A 12,398-nucleotide genomic window follows, 5' to 3' on the forward strand; every position below is an offset into this window, starting at 1 on the left:
ATTCACTCACACGTCGGAGGCTGCTCCACAAAACCCCAGAAAGGATAATCAGTTCGGTAACCGGCAATAACACCGGGTGAATGTTCCCTGCTGGCGATCAGCTCAAGGAGATATTTTTTATTCTCTCCACCTTCTCCCTTGCTTTTTAACGAAGACGGATAAAAAACCAGGGCGTTGTCGGCACTGTATTCAATATCTCCAGATCCTTTAAAAATACCAAGATGGGGGTTTTGAAAATAATCTCCATCCGTAGTTCTTGACAGTTCCGAAATAACTAAAAATGCAACCTGTGACTCATCGCGTATCGCCTCAAGCTGACGCAGCCACGCATCAATACCACTCTTTTTTTCAGTGATCCCTTTAAACGGCAGTTTATGCAGACTGTCAATAACAATAACCATATGCTCACTACCGGTTTCCTGGCGAATAAAATCTATGTGGCGCCGCATGGTATCCGGTGTCAGCTTCCTGTCGTTGATAACACGCAGGTAAAAAAGCATTTCCTTCAATGTTGCACGGGCACAATCGTACTGTTTTTTCTCTTCCTCTGTATACCTGCCTTTTTTTATTTCAGCAACGGACAACCTGCTTAACCTGCTGAAAAGGCGCTGATATATCTTCTGTCTGCCGTTCTCGAAATCGTAGTAAAGAACCGGAACGCGATTGTTCGCCATGTGGGAGGCTATCTGGATCATCAATGTCGATTTACCCACTTTGGGAGCACCGCCAACCACATTAAGCCCGTGTATCCCACCGAGAATTTTGTCAAAACGCGTAAATCCGGAAGACAACCTGAGAGAATCATCCCTTCGCTCTCTGGACAAACTGTCAAGGAAGAGTTCAAATTCCCTTGCCGGGGAAACAAAGGGTGAAAATGCCCTGGCATTTTTCACCAGACGTCCAACTGCAGACCTGAACTGTTTTCCCGAGTCCTCCGCCAGCCTGAAAAGAGAATAGTTCCCGGGAGAATGTTCTTCCCATTGCAGGATTCTTGCCCGAAACCCTATACCGGTTGCCAGTGTTCGTGCCGCCAATGCTGATTCTGAACTGTTGACGGGAACTATATAGACAGTACGTAGGCGTGCGAAAAGATCTGGATCCAGATTTTCAAATTCACGATAATGGGAAACGGCCACTCCGGGAAACCCGAGCTGCTTCAGGGTGAGCAGATTTCTTTCACCTTCACAGACAAACAGCACCCCTTGCTCACAACGTTGAATATCTCTGAGGTTGAAAAGATTGTATGGCTCCCGGCTGAACTGTTCATTCCCATGCCAGAAATAATCTTCAGGGTTGTCAGGAAATTCGCATCGGGCAGAATAACAGTTACCGTCTTCCTGAAAACGGGGATAAACAATATATCGGCCATTGAACCCTATTTCCATCTCCTTCAGAGTTGAAGCTGAAATCCCGGCCCTGCAGAAAATATCGACAACTGCCGGTGAAAGCCTGTCCTGATATTTCCTGATATCATCATTGATATTCTCCACGGGATATCCCCGCAGACCAATTAAAGAAGAATCCTGTAGATCCGGATCAAACCCCGGAACTTCAGACGGAGATATTGAGGCAATTCTGGCAAACCACATGGGAAAACCGGAGGGAACACAACGATTCAGACATTGAAAATACCCGAAAAACGAACTTTCGCGATTAAGGAAAACAATGATTGTACCGCTTTTCAGTCCCCGCTTTGAACAGAAAGGACATGGACCACTGAAGATACCGTCTTCCCGATATTCTCCCTGCAGATATGAATGATAAAAACGAACGATGGCTCCGTCATCACCTTTGACCATAAAACTACTCCACGATCGCTGACTCTTTCCCAGATTGCTCGATTATTTTCTGAACATGGACAGGATTCAGTTCAGTATCAAAACGAACATGTACGGAAAAATCACTTTCCGGTCCCGGAACTTCTTTCGCAGCGAGGATATCCCCTTCAAGAACAACGTTTCCGGAAGGTTTGAGGTCGGAAGACAAGGTGACTCTTACTTTCCTACCTAAGATCAACCGTGCATTCTTCTTTTTCGAAATCCGCTGAAGATAAGAAATCCCACCGGCAGAAATATCAATGAGTTCACCCCGAACCTTAATTCCACTGCTCATCCCCCGGCTGTCAAGCAACAGGACTTCCGCAGGACCGGAAAGCGTGTAACGTTCATGATGGCGGCGATCATGTGATGATTGCCTGACCACATCAGCAGTACTTTCAAACCGGCTGCAAAAATCCCTCAATCGGGATTCAAGGCCCGGATATTCATCCTTCCAACGGGCCGTTTTTTCAAATTTGAGAACTGAAATTTCGGTTATACCCACACCAACCACAGAAATCGTCCAGACCGAAGCGTCGAAAAATGCTCCGGCGCCGATAATTTCCCCGCCCCCAGGGTCTTTAACAGGACTTTGTCCCCCTGTCATCATAATACAGTTTCACTTTTCCTGAATTAATAAAGTAGAGAGCACTCTGCAGGGTCCCCTGGTGCACTATGACTTCCTCATCTCTGATTTTCTTATGGTGTAGAGAGTGGTAAAGTTCACTGAATTCCTCTGTTGTTAGAAAATCATAAAGATCATTCCATATTTCAAGGTGCTCCTGGTCAATGGCTGTCACCTTTTCCTCGGCAATTATTTCCGCCGCCGCAATGATATCAGTTAAAGCTGTACTATCAATTTCAATAAGCCAGTCTCTCAGCTTCTCCGCCTGAGCAAATTTCTTCATTCTGGCCATGTGACGAATAAATTCAACCAGCTTTTTTCGTGCAGTTTCATTCTCACCCTGGTCAAGGAGGCTCCTGATGGTGGTTTCTTCCTGCAACCCAGTAATAATCTTCAGGCCCGGCGGAAGATCCCTTTTCCAGACTGTCTGCCTGATTGCCTTTTTTCTCAGTTGAGTTGCCTGAATATGCTTCTTTTTAAACATCTCCTGATCTTTTTCCAGGAAACGTAACACCTTTTCAGCTTCATGTTTCACCTGGCTCGAGAGTTTTCTTCCCGATCGACTTCTGAAACCATTGACAAAATTGCGGACAGATTTCAATGCAACAGAACTGGAGCAGCGCCCCAGTGTATCCAGAATCTGCAGGAGCAGGGCGTTGCGGTTTTTTTCACTGAACAATTCAAAACCATTCAGTAGTTCTGCCAGATGTCCTGCGACCTCTGCATCGCAGAATCGCCCAAGGGCCTTTACTACCTGAATCTTAATGAGTTCCGAGGAATCATCAAGCGCGGTAAGCAGTAGTTTTTTTCTCTTCTCGCCGCCAATTTTATATATGCATATCAGCGCCTCACGCTGCACCCTGAAATCTTCATGATTCAAGTAGGGCAAGACCGATTCGGCGTCCTCTTCTCCACCGGTCTCCGCCAGCAGTTTCACCAGGTTCCGTTTGCCATACCATGGCATATGTTCTTGAAGGCGCCCACGCACAATCTCCGGAACAAACCTGCTGTCATAGGTCAGAAGATCTATAATTTTAAATCGATGCTCCGCATTCTGCGACATTATCAGCGATTCTACAAGAAACTGCAGAGCTACCGGTCCCTGAAAAACCAGCCTGTAGCCGGCTTCTTTATTTTCCGGATTGAAAAAACAGGTATTGAGCAACTCGGGAAGACTGCTTCTCCTGATATTTCTATCCTGAATATTGGCCACTATTGCCCGTATTTTTGCAGGTTTCATTATTTTTTCAGTCCTCACCTCATGAAAAAAGGTGAGAATTTCATCCCCAAAACTTTCCCTGCCCTCTTTCCAGCATTGCTGCATAACCAGCTCAAGAAGAAGAACCACCCGCTCAAACGGTTCATCACCGTTATCAGTTTTTTTCACCCAGGCAAGCAGAGATCTCAACAATTGTTCTGAAAAACGACAATGGCCATCAACAAAAAGAATTTCAACAGCGGCTATAGCAGATTTCAGCAGTGTCCGGCTACCGGTGGTCCGTACTTCTTCGGCCAGAAGTTCCACAACTTTTTCGAGACGGTCTGAATCATTTCTTTCCTTTAATTCCCTGACAACCCCTGGTAATGCTTCTTGAACTTCCACACTTTTCAAAGAAGCAGCGTTTCCTGTAAGCAGCATCTCTATTCCGGCTTCCACACGCCGCTTTTTCCTGTCTTCCTCGCCTTTTTCAATTATCTCTTTTGCTTTTTCAGTGGCCAGGTATTGTCTCCCTTTTTCCGTTGCAAGAAGCTGTTCCAGTGTTTTCTGTGCCAGAGCAAAAGAAGTGTCATCTTTTTCGTCCTGCCATTTGACCACCTGGTTCCTGAAAAGAGAGACAATTCTGCCAAAAGACTCGGTTGACAGGTTTTTAAGGAGTGCCCTGTAAAAGCTTCTACCAAATCCTTCCGGATATTCCTGGTTCAACAGTACGCAGAGAGTCGGCTCCCTCAGGTTTTCAGTCAGTATTGCCGCCAGCCGGAATGCAGCATCTTCCAGAGAATCCCTGTCAAACAGATCCTGAACATCCTGAAGCAACCTGTAAAACAGTTCTGTTCTCCCGACCTCTTTTTTTTCCTTCAGTCCTTTCAGAATATGTCCTATCGCAGCAACCAGTATTTCCACCCCTCTTTCTGTATCTGCAAAACTCTCTGCCAGTCTTTTTGCAGCAGGATGTCTTTCATTGCCCAAAAGAGCGGAAAGGAGTTCGGCATCAACTTTTAATACTTTTTTCTTTGGCTGCTTCAGGTTTTTTTCGGGTTCTCCCTCCTCTTCCTTGAGCGGTTCCGGAAAATAACTGACAAGACCGAGGCTGGTAATATATTCAATACCACTACCAGCCTGTCTGATTTTATCCTTTCCAGCATTAAAAACTGAAAGGATCTGGCTGAAGGCAAACCGATCCATGGAAGGAGTAAGGGAAAGCCGGGAAACACCGAGAAGGGACATCTGCCTGTAAACAACAAGATTGGAAAAAGACGAGAGAACTTCATCGTCAACCGGCAATCCACAGAGAAAAGGTATCTCCTTTTCCAGCAGAATATCCAGCGTTCCAAAACTGCGAAGAAAGTCCCGGATTTTTTTATACCCGATATCAACAGCATTGGTTACCTGCGGTGCTGTAGGAGGATAGAGGCGGCCTGTCACAAGGGCATTATTGAATGCCCGCAGAGCCATTACACCGTTTTCCTGCAGTTCTTTCTGTTTCATTCTTTTTTCCCGTTAGACTGTCTTGACGGCAACCCTTCAAAATACCGCAAGAAGCTCACATTCTCAGCATTAAATCAATACTCGCGCCTGAATCCTGCAATAAGCAGGTTTACCGGAGAGGCTCAGCGGGCACCCACCCGAAAAAGAACAGTTTTTATTGTTTTGAATATTACGAGCAAATCAAGGGCAATTGACATATTTTTCATATAATACAGATCATATTCAAGTTTTTTCAACGCATCTTCTTCAGACGCACCGTAGGGATAACAAACCTGTGCCCATCCTGTTACACCTGGCTTTAATTCATGACGAATAGCGTAAAAAGGAATAACTTCCTTCAACCTGTCAACAAACACCTGCCTTTCCGGTCGCGGACCAACAAGGCTCATTTCTCCCCGTAGAACATTGAAAAGCTGGGGCAACTCATCTATACGCAATTTCCGTATGACTTTCCCAACCCTGGTCACCCTGTCATCATTCTCTTGAGCCCATACAGCTCCATTTTTCTCAGCATCAACGCCCATTGACCGAAACTTGATTACATTGAACTCCTTATTCTTAAATCCAACCCGTTTCTGCAAATAAAAAACAGGACCTGGAGATTCAAATTTGATGAGAAGAGCAGTTAGTATTAAAATCGGCAAACTGCAGAATAACAGAGTGAGAGACAGGGAAATATCTATCATTCGCTTCACCTGATACTTCCATCTGCTGACACTGAACCCGTCAGAAAAGATGATCCAGCTCGGGGCCAGTTTTTCCACCAGTATCTTCCCCGTAACACGTTCATAAAATGTAACACCATTTTCAATTGGAATACCGTGTATTTTATAATCAAGCAATGTGTTAATCGGCATAACCCCTCTTCGATCATCCAGAGCGATAATAACCCGCTCGATTTCATGATCATCTTCCAGTTCTTCCACAGGTGAGAGTTCCCGGGAAACAGAAGCCAGGTTTGGGTTAAATTCCGGTTCCGACTCACCTATAAATCTTATTATTTTATATATGGAATCATGGACGCCTTCAATTTCCCTTGCAATATCTGAAGCAAACTCCCCTGTACCGACAATGATAACACCCTGAACAAACAATCTCTTCCTCAAGATGAGATAATAGGCGCCACGCCATATTGAAACAGACAGGCAGATAACTACATAAGCGGCCCAGAATACTCGTCCGGATAACATCATAAAAGGAATTGTATAGTAAACTGTCCCCAGAATAATGCATCCCACCCCAAATGCCTGGGTCATCCGTGTGATGGTATGGGTCAATGTCAGGTCACTGGCAAGATCATACAGATCAAAAAAATAAAGACAGAGCTGAAAAATCATCGTTACCAGAAAAGCCTGGAGTAGAATTATCCCTAAATCGAGATAAAAAAGGCCACTGCTGGTAAAAAACCAATCTGTAATCAACAAAGAGAGAAGAATCAACAGACCCTCGCCAAGAAAAAATACTATCGTCCTTAGAGGGTAATATTTATTAAAAATTATCGGCATCTCTTCTCACCATACTCTGAATTATCCCTGATATCGAAAACGACTATATAATTTTTTAAAACCGCATCAACTGGAGATATCAATGATTTTTAACTACAGGCCAGCCTGATGAAATTGCCGCATCTTCGACAAACTTGCCAATTGCAGGATTTAGGTTGAAAGCTATACGTGGTCACAGGTGTTACGCATACCTATTACCTTGTTCTGGAGAAGCATGTTCACCAACTCGCTCAACGGCAGCCCCACAACATTTGTATATGATCCTTCAATGCTTTCCACCAGAAAAGCCCCTCTGCCCTGAATACCATATGCGCCCGCTTTATCCAAACTCTCACCACTTGAAATGTATGCCCGGGCCACAGATTCGTCAAAATCTGAAAAAACGACCTTTGTCTCCACGACAGTACATGAAGAGATCCTTTTATCCGCATGCATAAGACATATTCCCGTTCGTACGGTATGGGCTCTGCCGGCCAGAGATATTAGCATAGTAAAAGCTTCCGCCTTGTCAAACGGTTTACCGAGAATATTTTGATCAAGACAAACCACAGTATCACCTGAAATTATCCAGGAATCTCCGTGTTGCAGCGCTGCAGCCTCACCTTTTTCCGTTGCCATTCTCAGAACAAAATTCCCGGGGCTTTCATCCGGCAAGGGTGTTTCATTAATTGTCACGGGATAGAGGGAAAAAGTCAGCCCCAGGTCCTCCAGATACTTTTTCCGCCTGGGAGAACCGGAAGCCAGCACAATTGACTCATTGGTATAAAACATCATCTTTAATTTTGATGATCTCGTAAAAAGTCGTTCAACGTTCTCAGATGGACTCTGGAAAAACTTCGATATACAAGGCGTGGCGGTGTCGTGTAAGCGCAGGCGTACATATAGTACGTCGAGCATTACACGATCACCCCACAACGCAGTAGATCGGAGTTTTTACGAGTCCATCAATTTTAATCCTGAACTCCGTACCAAACTCAAACCTGACGCCTCTGAGCTTGGAGGTAACTGATCACAGGGTTTGTAACTCTGTGTTTTCATCCACATTGAAAATAATGGAATTCCTGCTTTCATTGAATAATTACAATTCCAATATGATACAAGAAAAACCAATATATTCCTTATATCAAAAATTATACAGAAAAAACAGGAAAGGTATTCGGGTTCATAGTGCCAAGGAGGCTTTTACCCGGCATGGCATGTTCATCCCGGTAAAGCGGTATGAATAGTCTTCCAGTAGAGGATAAATCCGAATAATTTATGCAGGTCAGTGTTTTCCCATCAATCTCTTTCCCATCCCCAAAAAAAATCTGAAAGGATTGAATCGAATACCATTCAACGTGGCTGGTGCCTGAAAACCTGAACCCCGAAAATCGACAGGACTTAATAGAGGAAAGGTGAGTTTATCCGATTGTATCCCCTCAAGTCCCCTTTCGGCCGCAACCCGCCAAAGGGGGCTTTTTTTCTTTTCCAGTTCAAGAAGCTCCAGCAGGGCAGTGTCAAGGGCCACCGGATTAAGGGAACCACCGATACAATGAAGAGGCAAGGCTTCACCGTCCAGAGGGCCGGAACGGTGCATGACTGTAATACCGTCAATACAATGAATGGAAGGGGGCAGGAAATTGAGAAGATCAAGAATAATCTCTGCAAAACCATCATGGGTAGAGCCATGAAGCATATGGAGAATCGCTTTATTTGCTCCTTTGACAATTCCGAAAATATTCTTCACTGCAAGAGTGACATACAACTGGTTGTGAGCTTTTATTTTGGGAAGATTGATCAGCCAGTCACATTCGATAACAGGTGCCGCTATGTTGACACGAATGTTTCCTGATACAATTTTCTGAACGGAGGAAGAAAAATCAACCAGCTGCACATCAAGATCCGCAATTTCCTCCGCAATACCCATCTGTCTGCAGACTGTGCTGCTACTGCCAAATGCAGGTGAATCACCGATGGCAACCTGTGCACCCTGCTCATGAAACCAGAGAGCCACAGCAGCGACAAACGTCCTGTGCGTACAGGAGAATTCAGGGCCCTTTCCACTTATCAGATTAGGTTTCAGCAAAACTTTTTTATTGTAGAAACAAGGTGTTACTCCCAGGCTTGTAATAACAGCATCTATTATTTCAACTATTTTGATCCTGTTATACTGAGAACAACGTTGCAACACCACAACAGGTTTACAATGATCCATAATTATTTCCCTGTACGACATTGGCATCTGAACGCGTTTAAAAACGAATCATCCCTGTCCCGGAAACAAAAAAGGTTATAACGAGAAAAACCGGAGCCACAACAACGTGGTCCGGTTTTCCAGGAGAAAAGAGAGAAGAGATAAAGCATAATTATTTATGCAAAGAGCATACCATCTTCTTTAAAAATAATTACATGTTTAAATTCAACAAGGTACATCGTTTCAGGACAATAAATATAAACTGAAATAGTACAAAAATACAAGTTTTTGAACTAACAGCATACAATTATTCAAGTTATTTCACTCTTACCAGAAAAACAACAGGATAAGAGTCTAATTTTTTTAACCGCACCTAAAATATAACAGACTGACCAGGAAAACATCCATGCCATTTCTGAATTCGCAAACAGCGATCGATCAGAATTATTTTGCAAAAACAATCGTCCGGGTACGAATGACATCTTTATTTCCATTCAGTTCCTTTACAATGTCACCGGGAATTTCAGATTCAACATCAATAATATTATAACCCACAGTACCATTGGACTGGTTTAGATAACTTGCTATATTAAGCGAATATTTCCCGAAAATATTGGAAATCAGAGCAATCATCCCCGGTACATCCCTGTTGATTACTATCAACCGTGAATGAACATCATCTGTCGGAGTTGATTCAATTGTCGGGAAATTAACACTGTGGACCACATTACCATATTTCAGGTACGTTGAGAGTTCCTTGACTGCCATCGTCGCACAGTTTCCTTCAGACTCTGACGTGGATGCTCCCAGATGGGGTGTCATCAGAATCCTGGGATGGCCGATAATTGCCGGTGTCGGAAAATCACAAAGATATGCCTCAAGAATGCCGCTGTCCAGTGCTTCAAGAATGGCACTCTCGTCCACGATCGGTCCCCTCGCATAGTTAATGAGAACCGCACCTCTTTTCAATCTGGACAGAAATTCACTGTTAACAAAATTCCTTGTCCTGTCATTCAAAGGAAGATGAAGACTCACCACGTCAGCATTTTCCACTGCTGCTGTGAGTGATCTGCAGAGACGCACTTCCGGGGAAAGCAAATGGATGTTTGCCAGGGCCGGAGCCGGATCAAAACCGTTGACCACCATATGACGATGGACACCACCGTTGGCCAACCTTACACCAATCTGGCCAAGCCCGACAACTCCCAGTGTTTTTCCTGCAATCTCCACCCCCCTGAAAGCGGCTTTGCGGGCCTCCACCTCAGCATTGACCTTATCGGGATCCATTGCCGCCAGTGATTTACAAAATTCAATACCCTTGAAAATATTTCTTTTCCAGACACCTATCATCGGGAATACCAGATCAACAACAGCATTGGCATTGGCTCCGGGTGTATTGAAAACACATATGCCTTTTTCGGTAGCTCTTTCCACGTTGATATTATTTGTTCCAGCCCCCGCCCGAGCAACTGCCAGGAGTGTAGGATAATCATCCACATTCAACGGAGAACTCCGGATTACAATACCATCCGGTGACTGTTCATCTTCCGAAACATGAAAATTATCGGTGAACAGCTGAAGTCCTTCTTCCGCAATAGCGTTTATTTTCCTTATCTTAAAATGTGACATTTGATTCTTTCCTTCAATAGATATGTCAAACCATTTAAGGTTTCACGGATTCAGGTTCAATATTTTATTCAACCTGTAGAGGCTTTTTTCACGTTCTGGCAGTATGCAGATGCAACCCGATTTACCTTCTCCAGGATACCCAAGTTCTTTAAGACTCTCCTCGCTCACGGGAAGGAAATAACTTTTCTTGAAGAAATAGTTCCGGCTTCCCTTTGTATACACCCCCTCCATCTCATCAGGAAGGTTTTTATATAACTTCCCTTTTATTTCCCGTGGCTGTTCCCTCTTTTGGCTGATTTCAAGACAGTCCGGCAAAAACCTGTGTCCACATCTGAGCCAGTCCAAGCGGAGCAGGTCACGAATCAGATCCCTGTCCCGCCTGCGGGCAATCACACTCTCTATGATCCCCACCATCAATTCATGGGTTGGTGCAAGCTGAAAAAAGCCAATTTCAAGGCAACGGGTCAGAACTTCAGAGAAAAAGGTGAAAATATCCTCCTCATATTTTCTCAGGTAATGCCAGAGGGAAACAAAATAGCGGTTGTTCATGAATTTTTCAACACATTCCGAAAACCAGTACAGTTCACGCAGACAATCATGGTCCATCCAGCTATTTGCCAAAACTGAATAGGGAGGTTCACTGGTCCAGAGATAGCCATAAGCATCCCGTGACCTGAAAATAGGTGTATCCGGCAAAATTTTTAATAGTCCCATCTGAATATAATGGGCACCCATGGCAAAAACATCCCTGAAAGAGGCTGAAAAAGTATCCCGCGTTTCATAGGGAAGACCTAGAATCAGATCCACATGGAGGTGAATATTTTCAAGCGCCGCCAACCTGGAAACTATCTCGTGTACCTTGGCGTGGTCAATTTTGCGATTAACTGCGGCGAGAGTGGGTTCATGGGTAGACTGGATACCGATTTCAAACTGAAAACAACCACACTCAAGAGTTCCCAGGAAATCAAACATCTCTTCGGTAAAACGATCCGGAGCCATCTCGAAATGAAAAAGGCAATCACTCTGCTGTGCCATGAGAAATTCCCATATTTCAAGGGCTCTTTCCGGGACATCATTGTATGTTCTATCAATAAACCGTATACATTTAGGATGATGCTTGAGAATAGCCTGTAACTCCCTTTTCACTTTGCCCAGGGGTTTATGACGCAATCCTCTTTCAGCCGAAGAGAGACAATAAGTACAGGAAAATGGGCATCCCCTCGAACTCTCATAATAGACATGTCTGTTCTTCAAGTGTGAAGAAAAATCTTCATCCCTGTATGGAGAGGAAAAATCTATCGCTTTTTTGAGGGAAAAAGAAGTCCCGTAGCAATCTCCCGGGGAACCTGAAAGCAGATCCCTGAAAAATTGGTCTTCCACCGCTTCAATTTCCCCAAGAACAATTGTACAGTTGTTTCCAGACAGTTTATCACCAAGCACTGCTGCCTGCGGCCCCCGATAACAATGGAACAATCGGGCAGTGAATGATTCAAATCAATGACCAGCCTTTCGATAAGAGTGGAATTCCAGATCACTGCGGAAAAAAAGATATAGCGGGGATTGTCTACTGTCAGCCGGAGAAGCATCTCATAGTAGTTGTCATTAATGGTAAACTGCAGGATCTGGCTCGAGAAGTCAGGACACTTCTGTTCCAGTACATTGCGGACATAAAAAAGGGCCAGACAGGAATGGGTGAAACGTCCGTTTATTCCTGCTATTTTAATCAGATCCTGCGACATATTTCCCATTACCCCTTGTTTTCGACCTCTATTTCCATATCTGAAAATGTTTCTTCGCGATTATAAATTTCGTTGCCTGTTGCGGACAGACCTTCAACCTCCTGGCATGTCCCTGTTACGGAATAAATCCACAACCAGCTATCGCCGGACAAAAAACACAAATTTACACGCGATACTGTTTACCAATATCGATTCAGGTACTA

The 12,398-nt window shown here is 44.2% G+C and carries 9 protein-coding genes; all 9 read right to left on the reverse strand.

The window, feature by feature from the left end:
- Nucleotides 1-2: 2 nt before the first annotated feature.
- Complete coding sequence (locus LO777_RS09745) at nucleotides 3-1,799, reverse strand: DnaB-like helicase C-terminal domain-containing protein (RefSeq protein WP_228857287.1); 1,797 nt, start codon at nucleotides 1,797-1,799, stop codon at nucleotides 3-5.
- Nucleotides 1,800-1,803: 4 nt separating this feature from the next.
- Nucleotides 1,804-2,427: a PilZ domain-containing protein gene (locus tag LO777_RS09750; RefSeq protein WP_228857288.1), complete on the reverse strand. Its 624-nt coding sequence runs from the start codon at nucleotides 2,425-2,427 to the stop codon at nucleotides 1,804-1,806.
- The gene (locus tag LO777_RS09755; RefSeq protein ID WP_228857289.1) at nucleotides 2,399-5,149 is read right to left on the reverse strand and encodes a HEAT repeat domain-containing protein; all 2,751 of its coding nucleotides are present in this window, start codon (nucleotides 5,147-5,149) and stop codon (nucleotides 2,399-2,401) included. The genes LO777_RS09750 and LO777_RS09755 overlap by 29 nt, the downstream gene beginning before the upstream one ends.
- A gap of 122 nt (nucleotides 5,150-5,271) precedes the next feature.
- Nucleotides 5,272-6,654: a TIGR03013 family XrtA/PEP-CTERM system glycosyltransferase gene (locus tag LO777_RS09760; RefSeq protein WP_228857290.1), complete on the reverse strand. Its 1,383-nt coding sequence runs from the start codon at nucleotides 6,652-6,654 to the stop codon at nucleotides 5,272-5,274.
- A gap of 162 nt (nucleotides 6,655-6,816) precedes the next feature.
- The gene (locus tag LO777_RS09765) at nucleotides 6,817-7,428 is read right to left on the reverse strand and encodes a Maf family protein (RefSeq protein ID WP_228857291.1); all 612 of its coding nucleotides are present in this window, start codon (nucleotides 7,426-7,428) and stop codon (nucleotides 6,817-6,819) included.
- Nucleotides 7,429-7,918: 490 nt separating this feature from the next.
- Entirely contained in the window at nucleotides 7,919-8,848 is a 930-nt protein-coding gene (locus tag LO777_RS09770; RefSeq protein WP_228857292.1) for a DUF362 domain-containing protein, read from the reverse strand.
- 423 nt (nucleotides 8,849-9,271) lie between these two features.
- On the reverse strand, nucleotides 9,272-10,456 hold the full coding sequence (locus LO777_RS09775) for a phosphoglycerate dehydrogenase (RefSeq protein WP_228857293.1): 1,185 nt from the start codon (nucleotides 10,454-10,456) through the stop codon (nucleotides 9,272-9,274).
- 42 nt (nucleotides 10,457-10,498) lie between these two features.
- Nucleotides 10,499-11,836 carry a B12-binding domain-containing radical SAM protein gene (locus LO777_RS09780; RefSeq protein WP_228857294.1) on the reverse strand — a complete coding sequence of 446 codons (1,338 nt, stop codon included), beginning with the start codon at nucleotides 11,834-11,836 and terminating at the stop codon, nucleotides 10,499-10,501.
- Nucleotides 11,752-12,204, reverse strand: coding sequence for a hypothetical protein (locus LO777_RS09785; protein WP_228857295.1), 453 nt, complete (start codon nucleotides 12,202-12,204; stop codon nucleotides 11,752-11,754). The genes LO777_RS09780 and LO777_RS09785 overlap by 85 nt, the downstream gene beginning before the upstream one ends.
- Nucleotides 12,205-12,398 lie beyond the last annotated feature (194 nt).

The organism is Desulfomarina profundi (genome assembly GCF_019703855.1).
Taxonomy (GTDB): domain Bacteria; phylum Desulfobacterota; class Desulfobulbia; order Desulfobulbales; family Desulfocapsaceae; genus Desulfomarina; species Desulfomarina profundi.